This window comes from Terribacillus jepli (assembly GCF_047228925.1).
Lineage (GTDB): Bacteria > Bacillota > Bacilli > Bacillales > Amphibacillaceae > Terribacillus.
Genome location: NZ_JBFEGH010000003.1, coordinates 174,832 through 191,341, shown reverse-complemented (window position 1 = coordinate 191,341; position 16,510 = coordinate 174,832). Strand labels below are relative to the sequence as shown.

The window sequence follows — 16,510 nt, the reverse complement described above, 5'->3', positions numbered from 1 at the left end:
CTCCCTTACCGTTTCAATCTGTAATCCGGTCCCTCAACCGAATATAGTCTGTCTCCACACATACTCAGTAACCTGCTTGTCGCTGCATAACCGATCTTGTCAGTGATTGTTCCTTCATCCTCATTAGAACTGAATATGATCGGCCGTTTGTGTCTGTATCGCTCATTGATGATGGCGTAGTATGCATCCTCTTTAGCCCTGGAATAGTTTGTCTTGCCAAGGTCATCCCACACTAGTACGTCAGCATCCATTACAGACCGTTTCAGGTTGTTGAACTGTTCTCCACCATCATTGAGCCGTTTTGCGTTCATCAGCTCGTCCATGAACTCTACATCCGATATACATAGCACCCGACATCCACGTTCTACAGCCGATCTCTCTGGCATGAACTTTTTCTTAATCCTTTTGTTCAGAGTTTTATTCATTTCAAGCTCGTCGCTTATCTTCACGTTCTTAAGGATCCATTTAGCTGCAGCCATTTGCAGGTGAGTCTTACCTAAACCAAAGTTGTTATGATCGTTCTTTGCCAGGTAACGCTCGCTTGGGTCCAGTTCTCGTATTCTTGCTTCACCGAATGTTGCGATAAATCCGATGCTGTTTGCAGCTGGCTTGTCCAACAATAGCTGTTTAAACTCACGTAGGTAGTCAATAATGGCGTTGTACAATGTGTTTTGGACATCCGATTCCTTAATATAGTTATCGAACCTAGCTTCTTTGAACTCATCCGGTATAAGCGCGTTCTGTAATCGATTTTGGAGAGAGCGCTGCTCAACGCAGCTGCATCTCCTCCAATAATCCCTGGTGATCTCCTTTTGATAAGGATTGTCTTGATGTCCGACAGGCAGAGTTTCTTTTACAAGAATGGATCCAGTGTCACCACACTCACTGCACTCGTGTTCTTCCGAGAACTTGTTGCTGTTTTGCGAGGAGCTGGCTTTGCTCTGCATAGCTTGAGCTCTTGCCATAAGATCCTGCATTTCTGGACTTCGCATAACCTCTCCGACGCTCTGAAATGCTTGTGACATTAGATTCTCTCTCCTTTTCTTCTTGATAACGATCCAGTACATACCCAACGCAGTAGCTTAGACTGTTTATCCGATCACGCTTATGCTCTGGCTTGTACGTTTCAAATCGTTGCTCAAGGAAGTGAATTGCTCTGTCTACAGGAACACCAGCTTGTACAATTTCTTTTGCTGCAGATATATCAGATGCACTACCATGCATTTGACCTTTTAGCTGATTGAATCTATCAAGGATAGAAACATAGTTTTCAGGCGAGCCCTTTTCAGCAGCATTATTTAGTAGATTATTATTTAGTAAATCATTACTTAGTAATTCATTACTTAGTAGTGGTGGATTATCCACCGGTGGTTTTGCCATAGGTGGTTTTTCCACCACTGGTTTATCCATAGGTGGAATATCCCCCAATGGTTCACGATCCTTCTGTGGTATTTCGTATACGATCGTTTCCCACTCCAGCTTTCCTTGTTCGTTGTTTCTTCGCTCTCGTTTTAAGTAACCGTATGTGGTTAATTCCTTGAGAGCTGTCTTTACTGCATCTACTCCGTCCTTGGCATGGGTGGATAGCTCCTCCCTGTAAAATCTCCAATCGTCCGGCATTGACAACATATATGCGTGAAGGCCTTTGGCTTTCCATGACAATCTCTCGTCCCTTAACGAGGTCTTGTCCATCACTACATAGTTGCTGTTCTTTTTTACTCTGAACACTCCCATGTGTTGCACCTCTCCCTTTAGGCGTTAACTCTAGAAAATCACTTGCTCCATGATCTCGTAAGCTTCTTTCGCGCAACCCGCTGCATCATTCCATATCTCTGAACCAGAGAATCGAATAACTTTTATCCCTTTTGATAGCAGTGCGCGCTCCCTTTGTTTATCTTTTCTAACCTGTTCCTTTGTCTTTTCGTGAAACTCATGGCCGTCACATTCGATAGCGAAGAAGTGAAGCTTGTCCTTCGCATAGCAGCGAACCATAAAATCAACTCTGTAATGCTTGTCCTTTACTACAACTTCTCTTTGAGTAGCAATTTCATCGATGTTCGCGTACTCGTCATATCGCTTAAACCAATCAGAATAAAGAGATTGGTAAAGCTGCAGTTCCACAGCGAGCAATTGTTCTATTGGAGAATCAATTTTGCTCATGTAATCAATCATTTTCATTTCGTGCAGGGTGCAATGCCGATATAATGCTTTTTTAGCTTTGTCCGAAAGAGTGTTGTAATCATCCTCATGCGTTTTCTCTATCTGCTTAATCGTTTCGATTGCAGAACTCATGATGCCCTCCTCTCAAGAACTGCTGTCATACCCTCAATCCGCACCACCTCCCAGCCAGGATAGGAGCGAGCAAAGTAACCATTTACATATGCTCTGAAAAGCGCTCCGCGATCCTTGTTGGCTTTTGAAAGGTCCAGGTATATATGAGGTATCGAGCTCTTAATCTGCATCAGAATGGAAGATCGTCGTCACTGATATCAATTGGACCGCCATTATTTTTAAATGGATCCTGATTGCTTTGGTTATTGTTCTGCTGCTGATTGTTGTTATTACTGAATGAAGGCAGTCCACTCGCTTGCGGTTGTTTGAACGCCTTTACCTCTGGGTATTTCTTGCCGTTATGCTCACGCTCTCCGACCACTACGCGCAATGGACGGCCAATCATAGCTTGAGCCCACTCCTCTGCAGAGTTGAATGGAGTACCATCTGGAATCATTGCTGCTTTAGAAGCAGAGTTAACTCTCCACTGAGCGTTTTCAACGATAGTAAAGTTATCAAAGCGAATTTCCTGTCCTTGTGAAGGCTGATCTACATCGGAACGGATTTCATAATTGAAAATGATTCTTTCATTGCCGTTAGTGGACCATTTTTTGTCATAAGTGACTGGGACTACTTCGTATTCACCTGGTTTAATTGGCTCGCTACCTACGTTGTTATGATCGATTTTGAACATTTAAAATTCCCCCTATTAGGCTGATTGTTGGTTTTGATTTTTCGCTGTTTCGACTAGCTTGTAACCTTTTTTCAGAAGCTCTAGTTTCCATTCATCAACAGGCTGTTTCGCTTTGAAGACAAGCTGCTCGAGCTCCCTACCAGCTGCTTCGTCTTCCTCTGCCATCTGTTTTATTGCTCCGATAAACTTCTGACGACGTTCCTCTTCTTCTGCCCTTACGTCTACGCCCTGTTCGAGCCATCTGAACAGCTTTTCGCCTGCTTCTGATGTAATTGGTGCAACGTTGTTTTCAAACATCCCTGAGTTGTCCTTTGTAGCTCTGGCGTTGTGGTCTTGATCAAGTTGGAATACAATCATGAACTCATATTCCAAGTCGTCCTTCTGAATTGGTTTAAGACCGATCTTTTTGATTTCTATCTTGCCTGTGTCTGATTTCTCCACTTGGTAATCCTGCTTGGTTCTCATGGATACCAGGATGTGTACATCGTTCTCAGTTAGGCTCTTAACAAACTGCTGCATAAACGGCTTGACCTTGTTCCATGCTTGGAATGTGCCACCGAACTCTTCCTTCTTGTCGAGAAGCCCACCAGCACCCTCCCAGGCGTGTGAAATGGAATCGATGATAATAACTTCACACCCTGCGTTCTTAAGCATCTGTATGGCTTGGTCGTAACGCTCAGTAGAGTACGGAGCTTGGAAGTCAATGTGTTGGAAGCTTTGAATCTTCACTCCTGCACGTTCCATTCCGGCATATATCTGGGCCCGCTTATGCTCCGTATCCACTACACCGATTTTTTTGAATATCTCTTCGTCGGACAGTTCTGGATAAGCTTCTTTCATCATTCCGTAAGCTGTAATGATCATGCTGAGTGTTTTGCCACTACCACTGCCACCGATAAAGGCAACAGCAGCTTTCATCTTTTCGCGTCTTGCCATGGTTAACTGCATATATGTCTCTCCTATCTAATCCGAATGGATTCAGTTTGTTTGATGACTGCTCCCGGCACTTCTTCTCCGGCTTTTATCTGAGCGATAATGGCTTTCTTATCGAGCTTAGGATCTTGTGCTATGAAGAAGTGTTTTGGAACCAATTCAGGATTCTCGATATCGACACTCGGAGGATTCTTTTGGATTCCTACAGTGAATGTCGGCCGTTTGATCTTTGTTTTTCCTGTACGTTCCATAGACTGTTTCAGATAATCTTTGAGTGATTGTTGATTCTTCTCTGCAGCACGACGTTTCTCGGCTAGTCTGTGTTCTTCAGCCTTTATTGCGTTGATGTCTCCCTCGATATTCCGAAGAACGTAGTAGATGTTCTCTACCTTGTCTTCTAGCGCTTCATCAATGGATTCCAGTGTGTCAGCCAATGCTTCTGGATCAGCGCCTTCTTCAATCATTCGCTGGATAGTCGCATAGTTGTCAGCTAGCTGATATAAACTCATTACCTCTCTCCTTTTCGAATTGCATTAATTTATAATCCGTGTGAATCTTGGTTATCTGCTGCAAGTCCTGTATGGTGCCGAATATTCCGATAACCTCACACGTTACTGCATAAGCTAAATCAGCTTGTTCACTGCTGCTAAGGTCCGGTTTGTTGTCACGAACACGCTTCATGTTCACAAAGTAATTGTCGATATAGAACAACGGATCGCTCACCTTATCACTCCCTTGATATTTGCCGGCCAATCAGCTATTCTAAAGGTGCGAATCTTTATAACTGATCGACCGCCACCTTATGGGTGGTTTTTTTGTTTTTAGTGGATTCAATTGCTTTATGAACTTTGTGGCTTAAGTCACCAAATGCTTTTTGTTCCTCTTCAGGATGGTCTGCACCGTCAACGCAGTTATCAAGCAATCTTGTAATCAGTTTAAGTTGCAAATCCGTTAAATATATTTGCTTTCCCAAGACCATCCACTCTCCTATTCCGCTGTATTTATTCCACCTTATGGGTGATTTTTTGTTTGTGCTCCGAATGGTTTTCCGATTTTCGCGAATCTGTAAATTAGTAATGCTGATGTGTGTAAATCTTCAAGATGAGAGCACCGCGAATACTTGATATCTACTACTTCTATAAATGGTGTCTCTTCCAGAAACGCATTGATTTCTTCATCCACTTCTACAAACTTTCCAGCTTCTTTAAAGTAGCCTTGGAACAGCTTCGTTCTTGTATCGTTCATTTTCACCCCTCCTATTCCGCTGTATAAAATTTGGCGTGGCACACTTCACTCAGATACTTCTGTAAGTCATCCTGCAGCACCAAGTCTCCATCAATCTCGACTACATCCTCACCGCGAACGATTTCTTTGCCCCAGTAGTCATAGCCATGTATATCTGAATGAATCGGGAACGGGTAGCCTGTCCGCAGTGTGCGCTCGATTAGTGGATGATTCATGTTTGTCCTCCTCTCAGACAGTCTGTGCTTTTAATGAATTAAGCTGAGCAGTCCAGGTTTCGACCATGTATTCTGCATAATCAACGTTGTATTGATGACGCATCCCCTCTTGTTCCTCTTCGATGGATTGCAAGTATTCCAGAAGCTTTTCTGCATCCTTTAATGAACCGGAGTACAAATAACCGCGGTGAACATCAATGATTTCCTCAAGTGTTTCGATCGGAGTGTCACTCTCGCTGGTATAGTCTTTTTCGCAAGGGATATTGAAGAAAGTACGTAATCCTAACTCCCTTACTTCAAGTGACTGCTTTTCATCCGGGAACATGAATCTAAATGCAGCTGATTCATCCTCTGGGTGTAGCAAATCAAATTTTCCAGTGTCCTTTTGAACAAATACAAAATTCTTTTTAGGTGCTTCCATAACTAAATTCCTCCTAAAATGTATTGGGATCAGATATCCCTCAGTAAGCACATTAGATATGCTCACTGAGGAAGACCGGATGGTCATTCCTTTTAGTCGATAACATTTCCCTTCTCGTCAAGTTCAAAATAAGACTCCAATTTAATGCTGTAATTAATTTCTTTAATCTCTGATTCTTGTAAATTGCCATCATCATATTCGTAACTCTTACCTCTGAAAGAAATCATCCCTATAGCGATATCTAGGCTTATTTCCGTTGCAATAACGAAACCGAATACGCTGTCTAATTCAATTAGCTTTGGTTCGCTTAATTTTTGATAGTCCATAACTTCCTCCATCCCGTCACACGGACTTTTTCATTTTTCTTGCAGCCTTACCGACCATATTTACAGGAGTTGTAATTGCCTTTTCTAAGCTCCACCCATATCTCAACCGACTGTGTACTGTTTCTTTACAAAGGCCGTTCTGGAGCATGATCTGCAATACTTCATCTGTGATAATCTGCTTCTTAGCCCTTGCTGCCACAAGAGAAGCCATCGTATCTTGGATCGGAGTTGTGGCTGCTTTTTCCTCACTCCATCCTTGTTCTGATATCCTTTGTCTGAATCGCTGTCTGCTGATTCCGTTCTGTCTGCAAACATCTTTCCAACGTGCCCATGGCGTATATTTGTAATCCTTTACCGGCCTGGTGATTGCATCTTGTTTATCCCAGTGATAATCACGGATGCGCGCTCTCAATGTGCTTGGTTTTATCCCGTTACTTTCAGCTATCCGATAGTCTTCATCAGATATGAACACGTTCCATTGCATTGCTACCAGCCTTTCTCCGTGTTATAATTTAGGTACAACAACTTTCATAAGGCGCAAACAGTTACCGCTGTTATGCGTCTTTTCTTATTCCATAACTTTTGATGCATATATGATTCCGATGTACAAGAATGCTAGTGTCAGAGTCGCAAATACATAGATTTTGATTGTATGACCGCGTTCACTCATGACCCTTGGCGTTCCTTATCATGACGTTTAGCATGTGCTGCTGATCCATCTGACCAAATATCATCAATGCTCTGTCCAGAGCGAATTTGTTCAAACGAAAATTTTCAAGTTGATCCAGTGACCTGATTGCATCGATTAGCTTTAGTTTTGCTTCTGTGTAATTCTTTGCTTCCATCTGTTCTTGAGCGATATCTAGGTTGTGTTCAAAGCAATGAATCTCTGATTGTGCTCTTACCATGTCTTTTTCTGAGAAGTCTCCTTGTTGGATGTGTGTGAAATTCATCGTATTGCTCCCTCCGATTTCATTTTTCTTGTTACGCGATCGTTCACTTCATCATTATTGAATCCATAAGCTTCTATAAGAGTTGCTATCGTGTTGTCTAAGTACCAATCCATTTCTCTGGCTTCAATAAGGAAATTTAGTATGCTGTTTCGTTCATTGTCTGTAGCGTGTTGTGGATCACGCAGCATATCATTGATGTTGATAGCTTCTTTTACATCAGTGATTTCTTTCTTCAATCTCATAATCATAGCTAGGTGATTGTTCACATCGACTGCCAACCCGTCCATAACTGGCGCTGTCTGGTTATTAGAAAATGCTCGGGTAAGCATCATGGTGAACTTTGGGGCAGTATCACCAAAGGCTTGTATTGCCTTCTGTGCCGTTTCTCTGCCCATTGTGCGCTTATTGTTCTTCATCGCAGATGCTGACGATTTGCTAATGTCCAAGGTCTCAGCGAAATAATCTCCATAGATTTCTTCCTTCTCTTGTAAATGCTCGATAGCTGGTCCAACGAATTTTCCTTTCATTTTTCTGGCTCCCTTTGTAAATTTTGATGTATGTTGTTTTACACAAATCCGCGTTACCATATAGGTACAGGTTGTTAGCCAATCCCTTTACGGCGAAGCTGCCTAACGTTACTAAAATCAACTTGCATATCATTGCGATTAAGCCATTTTAAAAACTTCTCTGTGACTACATATGGAGTGCCCAACTCCCTTTCAACACAGGCCTCCTTGAAGTCCTGACGCTGCATCAGTTGTGACACGGTACCGGCTCCCTTACCGAGAATCCGTTGCATATCTTTAGCAGTCAGCAGCAATGGCAGATCGTTAGCATTGACCTTGGCTTCAAGCTCCCTTACTTGAAGTTGCAAAGGCTCAATTGCTTCTCGTACAGCTTGTTTAAGTGTTTCTTCGAATGTCATATTCTCACTCTCCCTTGTGAGGATTAGATTGCTGAAGCTTGTCCGATGAACTTGTTTACAAAGTAAACCTGGCCCTTACCAGTTACTTTTGTTGTCCGAGTTTGTCTGAGTGCTCCACCAGTTCCAGTTCTTACTCCCTTTTTGATCTGGAACAATCCCATATCTAATGCGCGCTGTGTTGGTAAGTTGTAGTAACTCCCTTTACTGCAGATGTAGCCGTGTTCTCGTAGCCATCGATACAAGCGCTGTTCGCCTGTGTCGATTCCTTTTTGTTTCAGCAGGTTAGCCATTTCTTTGACAGTGATTGTGTCGTCAGATACTTCGTAGGCTTCTGCGAAAACGACTTTCGGGCGCTGTTCTTGTATGGCTGTATTTAGCTTCTTATTTTCAGTCATAAGTTTCCTGTTTGTTTCAAGTGTCGAGGCAATCGCTTGTTTCGAAACATCATCCAAATCAGGCATCCAGTTATCAACGAAATCTATTGCTCGGTTTTCCTGAACGTAACCACCAGTTTTTCTAATGGAAGGTAGTACTTCATTAGTTACATATTTTCGGAATCTCTTAGCTTCTGGTTTCCGACTATCAAGAATCACGTCATACAGTCCGTCTTCGTTAATAAAAGTAGCTTGCTGAGTTCTGCCTAGAGAATCAATGATGGGGTGATTTGAAATCACGTCATCCGAAAGCCTTCTCTTTACACCGGCAACTTGTCCGAGTTCCAATATCGAACAGACATCTTTAAGCAAAAAAATCGGATCACCGTTATTAGGAATGATTGTCAACTTTTCACCATCAAACATTTTGCTGATAAGGTTCATATTCATCCTCCTATTAGCTAACTTCTTGTTTAGATTTCTTCGTTTCGTATAAATCTTGATCAAAAAAATTTTCGATAGGCTCGTCCAAAATCGCTGCGATATCTCTTAAAGTTTCTACATTAATTTTACGTCTACCAAGCTCGTAACTGTTGTAAGTAGATACTGATAAACCAAGCTTTTTGGCTACATGTACTTGAGTGATTCCTTTGGAGAACCTAATCTCACGAACTTTTTTATTCACGGTCATTTCCGCACCTCCTTTATACGTTTCGTATAAATCCTATAACCATATATTACATATACGTTTCGTATAAGTCAACAGAAAAATATACTTTTTGTTTAAAATATTTCTTCATACTGTAGAACGTTATACAATATGAATAATATAGGAGGATTGCGAGATGATTGGTAAAAGACTGAGATATCTTAGAGAACAAAGAAAGCTATCTCAACTAGAACTAGCTAAGAGACTAGATATACCTAACCAGAACATATCAAATTACGAACGTGAATTTAGACAACCGGACTACGAAACTTTAGTTAAACTGGCTGAATTCTACGAAGTAACAACAGATTATTTACTGGGAAAATCAGATGATCCTCAAAGTACACACGAGGAAGAATTTGAGGCATTCCGTAACCGACCAGATCTAGAGGTATGGTACAAGGACTTACCGAAATCCAGCGAAGAAGAATTAGAGATGCTTAAAGAGATGTTTGAGTTTTGGAGAAACAGAAATAAAAAGTAAGATGGAAAGCAGCCAGAGCTGTTTTACATAAATAGTCTTAATACAATCTATTAAAATGGGGGACAATAATTTGAAAAAAATTCTAGGCATCATGTTTGCTGCCATGTTGATCTTTGTTTTAGCTGCATGTGGAAGTGACAACACTTCCAAGGAAGAAGAAGGCAAAACTTCCGAGGAAGAGACAACTGCAAGCGCAGAAAGCAATAAGGAAGAAGCCGAATCTGCCGAAGAAGAAGCTACTACTGAAGGTGGTACATCTATCGGAGAAACGGTCTCTAATGATGGTGGAGATCACAAGCTCGTCAGCTTAGCTGAAGACGTTGGCACATTCGAATCCGGTCCCATGACGTTGAATATCACTAAAGTAAATGGCGTTTCCTCTACTTTGAAAGGCGATCTTGCCGACTTAATGGAAACCGATAATCTTGAATATATCCAAGTGGATATGAACGTAGAAAGCTCCAGTGATGAGAACCTATCGTTCTACCCTTCTCAAGCTACATTGGTTACTGATACTGGTGAACAGCTTGAACCAGATATGATTATGAGCGAACACATTGATGGTGAATTCATGGGTAAAGTTAAAAAAGAAGGTATCAACTATTATATGCTCGAACAGTCTAAAGCAGCTGACGTAAAACACGTCAAACTAGTAGTAGATGGTGCTACAGACTCAAATTTTGAGAAAGTTGGCGAAGACATTACAGTAGAAGTCGACCTAAAACAGTAAGAATTGCCCTATAGGGCTTTTCTTATACCACAAACAAGAACATATGTTCTTATTTGTGGGAGAATATGGTGGATATTGTCAAGTCTTACCGTGGAATTATCTGACTATTCTTCCCTATAATTAAAACAAGCTGGCAGATAATCCAGCATTTAGGGGAGGGGATCTTATCACCATGAAAATCGTGTATAGTCACAGCAATATCGAGGGGAACGTCAGAGATTTGTATCATAAACTAGAGATCCGTGAGCCGCATCAGATTGATAGGTTTGAGATTAGTCGGAAATTAAATATTGACCTGCAATGTTCCGACAAAGGCAGTCTTGCATTTCGACTGGATGGCTTGGAGTTCGTCATTTTAAACCGGAATCTGACCGAACAACAGCTCCACGCTGAGTTCTTTCATGAATTGGCGCACATACGCACGCATACAGGCTCCCAGCACCGCCTTCCAAAGTTTATGAAGGATTACCAGGAGTGGCGCGCAGAATTATTTATGCTGCACTGTTTAGCGCCAACGGACATGTTGATAAGAGATAACTTGCCCGGGACAGAAAAAGAAGCACTCTATTTAATGTGCGAACGGTATAATATATGCGAGGAACATGCTAGAAAGAGATATCGTATGTTCTTCAGATAAGAAAGGGAGTGAATCAAAATGGCGTATATGAACGAATACGAGACCAAGAAAGGTAAATTCTATAAGATTACCGTTTCCGCTGGAATCAATCCTGCTACAGGGAAGCAACGCCAAATAACACGCAGGGGCTTTAAGACAAAAAAAGAGGCTAAGGCTGCAATCAATCAAATTGAATATGAGCTTGGATTGGGTACGTTTGTGCACCAGGCTAACATCAAATTTGAAGATTTCGCTGAGGAATGGTTTAAAACGTACAAGCTGTCAGTAAAACCTAGTACTATTCGTACGAGATCATTAATTCTTCAGCAAGTTAACGAAGTCTTTGGCAAAGCGAAGATTAAAGACATCACCAGACGAAACTATCAGATGTTCATTAATGAGCTGAATGATGCTGGATACAAAAAGAACAGCGTATCGCAAAGGCATGCAGTCTGCAGAATGATTTTCAAGAAAGCGAAGCAGATGAAGATTATTAATGAGGATCCTACCGAAAACGTAACGCTTCCAAAGGAAAAGTTTACTGTAGAGGATTTGGAATCAAAGGCCGAAAGTGTAAATTACTTAGAAAAAGAAGAATTGGCCGTCTACTTAAAGACAGCCAAAGAACACGGTTTGGAAAGCGATTATGAAATTAATACCTTCCAAGCGTATACCGGAATGCGCTCCGGTGAAGTATGTGCGCTTAAATGGTCTGACATTGATTTTGAAGAGAAAACCATACGTATCACCAAAACACTCTATTGTGATAATAACCTTAATAACTATGAGATTATCACACCTAAGACTAAAAGTTCCATACGTACTATAGAAGTAGATGAATTTATTATTGATATGCTCTTAGAGTATCGCCGACAGCAAAATGTCCTTAAGATGAAATATCGTAACGAATATCGCGATGAAGGATTTGTATTTGCAAATGCTAACGACTACAAAGGTTACCCTCGACTAACTCAAAACATGCTGTGGCGAATGGGTCGCTTATTAAAGTTAGCTGGAATGGATAAAGGAATCAAACCACACTCCTTACGTCACACACATACTTCTCTTCTTGCAGAAGCTGGAGTTAGTCTTCCAGAGATACAGGAACGACTTGGTCACAAAGATGACGAAATAACCACAAGTGTTTATTTGCATACAACAAAATCAGCCAGAAATAAATCGGCTGAAAAGTTTTCTGATCTTATGAAAAGCGTCCGAAATTGACCATTTTCTGTGTGATTATGGTCAATTTATGGTCACAAATTTGTAAGTAACCTCTAAAACCCTACTACCACAAGGTTTTTTGCCACTTTAAAAGAAATGCCGCAGATGTCTTTCACCCCAGCCTGTCTGCCTTTCAAGCTGCTTCCATAGAATTTGCAGGCCAAATCGATGAATTTGCTTGGGGAGGTGCGGAAAGTGAAGCTGTTTTCTGTCTCGAGCACCTCGCAGCCCGGCTGCCCGTTTTCGAGGAGCTTCGGCAGTATTGCCATTGTAAGTGGAGTAAGTTCAGCCACAGTCGGGCTTTGTTCTATTTGCTGCATCTAAACAATCCTTTCTGATTGCAGGAAAAGAAGGTTGTCTCTACAATAGCAAAATCGCGACAGAAATACAGGTGAATTTTATTTTCTTAATAGAATCCTTACAAAAACAGGTAGAGATATAAAGTCTCTACCTGTTTTCTTCATAGTCTTCTATTGCTTCAATGCGATCCTGAATGGAGGGGTGAGTGGAGCGCAGCCATTCAAAAACCGGCCAAGGATCTGGATCGCTTTTGGAAACCTCCTGCATATTCTCGAACATGCGGATGCCTGCCGCCGTATCAGGTGCATGCTCCAGCGCATAAGCATCCGCCTGACGCTCCATCTCACGTGATACATAGAGGGAAACGGGCGAACTTGCAAACTGCAGGAAACTCAAGATCAAGAGAAAGAGCGGCACAGCCCGCAGCTGATATGCATTTATTTGCTTTTTGGCTAAAAACTTATCTGAAACCCTTTTGGTCACCCAAAGGAGAAGGAAGCCCAGTACAAGAAAACCAGCTGTCCCCCAGTACACATGGTGCAGCACATAATGACCGATTTCGTGGGCGACGATGAACAGCACCTCTTCTTCTGCCAAACCATCAATCGTCGTATCATACAGCACGACCCGCGCACTGCCGAACAAACCGGTCACATATGCATTATATGTTATCGTCTTGGCGCTTTTATCGACCTCCAGGAGTGTCGCATCGGGAATACCGGCAGCATTGGTCAACTGCTCGATTTCCGTTCGCAATTCACCTGCAGGAAGGTCATGGAAGTCTTCATAGAGCGGATCAATCCACATTGGCTGGATATAGACGACAAAAATCGCACTAGGGACGAGCAACATCCACACCACGATCCACCAGTTTTTATGGAATCTTTTCATCAAGAGCTGTGATACAAAGACTACTACCGTGACGGCCAAATAAAAGAGAAATAGGCTCAGCAAGTACTCCCCTGCCCAGTCTCCAAACGGCTGGACGCTGATTTGTGCTTGCCGGGCATTCCAAAATCCTGCTAAACGGAATGGCAGCTGCACAAGACCATACAATCCAACTAAAAGGAGCATGAATACTGCTGTCGCGAATAATCTAGGCAGCCGCCGTTCCGTTGAAGCAGCGATTTCCTGCAGCTTGCCGTTCTTCCACACTGCAAAAAGGAAAACAGGTAATAACGGCAGCCGGGAAAAATAAACTGCATGTCCGATGCTGGCATATGTGCTGACATCCTGATTTAAATTCGGGTAGACGAACGGAAAAAACATCCAGATTGCCAATAGATAGACGACATAAGCAAACAATACTTTTTTCATCCGATTCCTCCTGTAAAAAAAGAGACGGCCCCCTGGTCGTCTCTAACTAATCAATACATAAGATCAATGAAATCGTCTTTGTCGATCTTACCTAGATAATGGCTCACATTCACATCCGCCAGTGCCTGTTGGATGGACTCGCGTTCATAACGGACACCTTTTAGTTTTTCCTCGAGCTCACCGACTTCGCCGACACCGAAATAATCGCCGAAAATCCGGATTTGTTCAATGATGCCGTTTTTCACATCCAAGCGGATATCGACATTGCCTGATGGGAATTTATGTGTCTGCTGAATATTGAAGCTCGGCGATTTGCCGTAGTTCCATTCCCATTTTTGATAGCGTTCCTCACTGATTTTGTGAATTGCTTTCCAATCCTCTTCAGTCAGCTTGTAACGTGGTACATCACTCGTATCTTCCACATCAAAGATATAACGAAGCAGGATTTCCTTGAATTCGTCCATAGGGATTTTATTATCCATGAACTCAGAGATATTCGCTACCCGGCTGCGAATGGATTTGATCCCTTTTGATTCGATTTTCTCTTTCTTCACCTTCAACGCAGAGACAACATGCTCGATTTCCGAATCGTACATCAACGTACCATGGCTGAACATCAACCCGCGTGTGGAGAATTGTGCATTCCCGGAGATTTTTCGTTCGCCGACCAGCAAATCGTTGCGCCCTTTCAATTCGGCAGGCACGCCCAGCTTATTCAACGCATCTGTCACAGGTTTTGTGAATTTCGCAAAATCCTGGAAGCTATTGCCGTCATCTTGTGTGATGAAGCTGAAATTCAAGTTCCCCAAATCGTGATATACTGCTCCTCCTCCAGAAAGACGGCGCACAACCTTGATACCATTATCATCCACGTACTTCGTATTGATTTCTTCGATTGTATTCTGATTACGGCCGATGATGATGGACGGTTCATTGATATAAAAAAGCAGGTATGTATCGTCCTTGCCGAAATTTTTCAACACATATTCCTCAATCGCAAGGTTGATCCTTGGATCTGTGATTCCTTCATTATCGATAAAACGCAAAATAAAGACCCCCAGTGTCAAAAATTGTTTATGCTAGTAATATTCTACCGAATCATAAGTCTATTATCAATCAAGACAAAATGGGAAGGTGTCACCCTTCCCATGTCAGTCCTTCATACGCTAACTTTACTTGTCCGCTGTATACGCTGCTGGCTTCCTCGAGCAGCTGCCGGTGTTCTCCGAAATGCGGCAGATGACTGAGGAATAGATTTTTCACACCAGCTTTCTGTGCAATGCCGCCTACTTGCAGGCTATTCATATGACCTGCTGCCTCTCCATCCTGGTGCTGATAAAAATTACAATCGCTAATGAGCAAATCAGCATCTTTGCTGAATTCCACCCATTCCTCCAAATAACTGGAGTCGGCTGTATAGACGATATCCGATACACCATCCGATATCCGCATGCCGTAACAAGGTACGGGATGCTTCGTTTTCATGAAAGTAATGGCAAAGGGCCCGATGCTCAAAATGTCATCCGGCTTATAGGCAATCGCTTCAGTGAATTTATGGTTCAAGTTCTTGAAGCCTGCTTCATCCTCTTCATGACCATATATCGGCAGTACCTCCTCTGTTCCTTTCAAGCTATTCTGTACTTGCCAAACATGCTGCATTGCCCCGATATCCGCAATATGGTCAGGATGATAATGGCTAATGACAACTGCATCCAATCCCTTCGGATCAACGAAAGCTGGCATTCGGGAAAGTGCACCGCTTCCGCAATCCAAAAGCAAGGAATAACCATCCTTCTCCACTAAATAACAAGAGCTGGCACTCTCCCTGCCAGGGTATGCTCCCCAAAATCCTATCACTGTCAATTTCATATTCTCTGCACCTCTCCTTCTACTGATACCATTACCGAAATCCCTTGATATTAACCCTCATCTATCAAGAGTTCCCCTTTAGGGGCTGGTCTACTTTATGCTTATATGACATAATATAACAAAAACAGAAAAAAACGCATATGGGGGGATATCCGTTGAGACCGGAATTGACACGAATGACAAAAGCAGATGATTTTTTGGATTATTATTGGCTGAAAGAAGAACTTGTTCAATTCTGCCGCGAAAACGGACTGCCTGTCTCTGGTTCCAAAATGGAAATCACCGCCAGGATCGAAAGCTTCCTGCGGGAAGGTATCGTTGAAAAACCGAAACAAAAACAATCACGCAAAAGAAAAAAGACTGCCAAACCGCTCAGTCGTACCACCATCATTACAGAAAATCATCGCTGCAGCCAGAATGTGCGGGAATTTTTCAAAAAGGAAATCGGCGAACATTTTCATTTTTCAACTTACATACAAAACTATTTTCGGGAAAACGTCGGTAAGACATATGAAGATGCCATCATAGCGTGGCATGAAGAAGAAGCACGCAAGCAGGATCCTGCTTATAAAAAGGACATCGCTCCCCAATTCGAGTATAACCGTTTCATCCGTAAATTTTTCGCAGATCCCAAAAACAAAGGAAAAACGCGCTCCCAAGCGATCGAGGCTTGGAATGAGAAAAAAAGCAGGCCCTATTCCCATAGTTCCTGACAGAGCATCACCCTGAATAGAACCTGCGGACTTATATCTTTGCAGGAGTGATGATTTGTTGAATGCTAAAAATAAGCTAACCGTTGAAGATGCGAAAGTTTTTTTGAAATTAATTAATGCCAGGTTCGATATATTCGGAAGACCAGTTGATGTTTGACAACTTTCCGACAAGCCCCAAAGGCTGTCGAGAT

Annotated in this window: 27 protein-coding genes; 5 read left to right on the top strand and 22 right to left on the bottom strand. The window is 42.3% G+C overall.

Going from position 1 to position 16,510, the window contains the following annotated elements; all coding sequences use genetic code 11:
• Positions 1-5 precede the first annotated feature (5 nt).
• From AB1K91_RS05145 to AB1K91_RS05060, 18 genes are all read right to left on the bottom strand, one after another.
• Positions 6-947: an ATP-binding protein gene (locus AB1K91_RS05145; RefSeq protein ID WP_413088710.1), complete on the bottom strand. Its 942-nt coding sequence runs from the start codon at positions 945-947 to the stop codon at positions 6-8.
• Entirely contained in the window at positions 883-1,734 is an 852-nt protein-coding gene (locus AB1K91_RS05140) for a hypothetical protein (RefSeq protein ID WP_413088709.1), read from the bottom strand. Before AB1K91_RS05140 ends, AB1K91_RS05145 begins: the two co-directional genes overlap by 65 nt.
• 30 nt (positions 1,735-1,764) lie before the next feature.
• Complete coding sequence (locus tag AB1K91_RS05135; RefSeq protein WP_413088708.1) at positions 1,765-2,292, bottom strand: endonuclease domain-containing protein; 528 nt, start codon at positions 2,290-2,292, stop codon at positions 1,765-1,767.
• Between the two features lie 169 nt (positions 2,293-2,461).
• The gene (locus tag AB1K91_RS05130) at positions 2,462-2,965 is read right to left on the bottom strand and encodes a DUF669 domain-containing protein (protein WP_413088707.1); all 504 of its coding nucleotides are present in this window, start codon (positions 2,963-2,965) and stop codon (positions 2,462-2,464) included.
• A gap of 15 nt (positions 2,966-2,980) precedes the next feature.
• Positions 2,981-3,913 carry an AAA family ATPase gene (locus tag AB1K91_RS05125; RefSeq protein WP_413088706.1) on the bottom strand — a complete coding sequence of 311 codons (933 nt, stop codon included), beginning with the start codon at positions 3,911-3,913 and terminating at the stop codon, positions 2,981-2,983.
• Positions 3,914-3,924: 11 nt separating this feature from the next.
• Positions 3,925-4,407, bottom strand: a complete 483-nt coding sequence (locus tag AB1K91_RS05120) for a siphovirus Gp157 family protein (RefSeq protein ID WP_413088705.1) — start codon at positions 4,405-4,407, stop codon at positions 3,925-3,927.
• A complete protein-coding gene (locus AB1K91_RS05115) occupies positions 4,385-4,621 on the bottom strand; it encodes a hypothetical protein (RefSeq protein WP_413088704.1) in 237 nt (78 codons plus the stop codon). The genes AB1K91_RS05120 and AB1K91_RS05115 overlap by 23 nt, the downstream gene beginning before the upstream one ends.
• A gap of 55 nt (positions 4,622-4,676) precedes the next feature.
• On the bottom strand, positions 4,677-4,871 hold the full coding sequence (locus AB1K91_RS05110; protein WP_413088703.1) for a hypothetical protein: 195 nt from the start codon (positions 4,869-4,871) through the stop codon (positions 4,677-4,679).
• A 38-nt stretch (positions 4,872-4,909) separates the two neighbouring features.
• Entirely contained in the window at positions 4,910-5,143 is a 234-nt protein-coding gene (locus AB1K91_RS05105) for a hypothetical protein (protein WP_413088702.1), read from the bottom strand.
• 11 nt (positions 5,144-5,154) lie between these two features.
• Entirely contained in the window at positions 5,155-5,358 is a 204-nt protein-coding gene (locus AB1K91_RS05100; RefSeq protein ID WP_413088701.1) for a YqaI family protein, read from the bottom strand.
• A gap of 13 nt (positions 5,359-5,371) precedes the next feature.
• On the bottom strand, positions 5,372-5,779 hold the full coding sequence (locus tag AB1K91_RS05095) for a hypothetical protein (protein ID WP_413088700.1): 408 nt from the start codon (positions 5,777-5,779) through the stop codon (positions 5,372-5,374).
• Between the two features lie 92 nt (positions 5,780-5,871).
• Positions 5,872-6,105: a hypothetical protein gene (locus AB1K91_RS05090; RefSeq protein WP_413088698.1), complete on the bottom strand. Its 234-nt coding sequence runs from the start codon at positions 6,103-6,105 to the stop codon at positions 5,872-5,874.
• 16 nt (positions 6,106-6,121) lie between these two features.
• Positions 6,122-6,589: a hypothetical protein gene (locus AB1K91_RS05085; protein WP_413088696.1), complete on the bottom strand. Its 468-nt coding sequence runs from the start codon at positions 6,587-6,589 to the stop codon at positions 6,122-6,124.
• 178 nt (positions 6,590-6,767) lie between these two features.
• On the bottom strand, positions 6,768-7,058 hold the full coding sequence (locus AB1K91_RS05080) for a hypothetical protein (RefSeq protein WP_413088694.1): 291 nt from the start codon (positions 7,056-7,058) through the stop codon (positions 6,768-6,770).
• A complete protein-coding gene (locus AB1K91_RS05075) occupies positions 7,055-7,585 on the bottom strand; it encodes a hypothetical protein (RefSeq protein ID WP_413088693.1) in 531 nt (176 codons plus the stop codon). Before AB1K91_RS05075 ends, AB1K91_RS05080 begins: the two co-directional genes overlap by 4 nt.
• A gap of 74 nt (positions 7,586-7,659) precedes the next feature.
• Complete coding sequence (locus AB1K91_RS05070; protein WP_413088691.1) at positions 7,660-7,983, bottom strand: hypothetical protein; 324 nt, start codon at positions 7,981-7,983, stop codon at positions 7,660-7,662.
• A gap of 23 nt (positions 7,984-8,006) precedes the next feature.
• Complete coding sequence (locus tag AB1K91_RS05065; RefSeq protein WP_413088689.1) at positions 8,007-8,801, bottom strand: phage antirepressor KilAC domain-containing protein; 795 nt, start codon at positions 8,799-8,801, stop codon at positions 8,007-8,009.
• Positions 8,802-8,814: 13 nt separating this feature from the next.
• Positions 8,815-9,048, bottom strand: a complete 234-nt coding sequence (locus AB1K91_RS05060) for a helix-turn-helix transcriptional regulator (RefSeq protein WP_413088687.1) — start codon at positions 9,046-9,048, stop codon at positions 8,815-8,817.
• Positions 9,049-9,202: 154 nt separating this feature from the next.
• On the opposite strand from AB1K91_RS05060, the gene AB1K91_RS05055 reads away from it, so the two are divergent.
• From AB1K91_RS05055 to AB1K91_RS05040, 4 genes are all read left to right on the top strand, one after another.
• Positions 9,203-9,550, top strand: coding sequence for a helix-turn-helix domain-containing protein (locus tag AB1K91_RS05055; protein ID WP_413088685.1), 348 nt, complete (start codon positions 9,203-9,205; stop codon positions 9,548-9,550).
• A 70-nt stretch (positions 9,551-9,620) separates the two neighbouring features.
• Positions 9,621-10,280, top strand: coding sequence for an LptM family lipoprotein (locus AB1K91_RS05050; RefSeq protein WP_413088683.1), 660 nt, complete (start codon positions 9,621-9,623; stop codon positions 10,278-10,280).
• Between the two features lie 172 nt (positions 10,281-10,452).
• On the top strand, positions 10,453-10,917 hold the full coding sequence (locus tag AB1K91_RS05045; RefSeq protein ID WP_413088681.1) for an ImmA/IrrE family metallo-endopeptidase: 465 nt from the start codon (positions 10,453-10,455) through the stop codon (positions 10,915-10,917).
• Positions 10,918-10,935: 18 nt separating this feature from the next.
• Entirely contained in the window at positions 10,936-12,120 is a 1,185-nt protein-coding gene (locus tag AB1K91_RS05040) for a site-specific integrase (protein ID WP_413088679.1), read from the top strand.
• A gap of 53 nt (positions 12,121-12,173) precedes the next feature.
• Here the strand turns inward: AB1K91_RS05040 and AB1K91_RS05035 are convergent, their stop codons facing one another.
• The 4 genes from AB1K91_RS05035 to AB1K91_RS05020 all read right to left on the bottom strand — a co-directional run bounded on the left by AB1K91_RS05035 (position 12,174) and on the right by AB1K91_RS05020 (position 15,606).
• Complete coding sequence (locus tag AB1K91_RS05035; protein ID WP_413088677.1) at positions 12,174-12,440, bottom strand: competence protein ComK; 267 nt, start codon at positions 12,438-12,440, stop codon at positions 12,174-12,176.
• A 127-nt stretch (positions 12,441-12,567) separates the two neighbouring features.
• Positions 12,568-13,737, bottom strand: a complete 1,170-nt coding sequence (locus AB1K91_RS05030; RefSeq protein WP_413088675.1) for a M48 family metalloprotease — start codon at positions 13,735-13,737, stop codon at positions 12,568-12,570.
• A 50-nt stretch (positions 13,738-13,787) separates the two neighbouring features.
• A complete protein-coding gene (lplA, locus tag AB1K91_RS05025; protein WP_413088673.1) occupies positions 13,788-14,783 on the bottom strand; it encodes a lipoate--protein ligase in 996 nt (331 codons plus the stop codon).
• 91 nt (positions 14,784-14,874) lie between these two features.
• Positions 14,875-15,606, bottom strand: coding sequence for an MBL fold metallo-hydrolase (locus tag AB1K91_RS05020; RefSeq protein ID WP_413088671.1), 732 nt, complete (start codon positions 15,604-15,606; stop codon positions 14,875-14,877).
• 155 nt (positions 15,607-15,761) lie between these two features.
• Here AB1K91_RS05020 and AB1K91_RS05015 point away from each other — a divergent pair, with 155 nt between their 5' ends.
• Positions 15,762-16,319, top strand: a complete 558-nt coding sequence (locus AB1K91_RS05015; protein WP_413088669.1) for a DUF6434 domain-containing protein — start codon at positions 15,762-15,764, stop codon at positions 16,317-16,319.
• Positions 16,320-16,510: the final 191 nt, after the last annotated feature.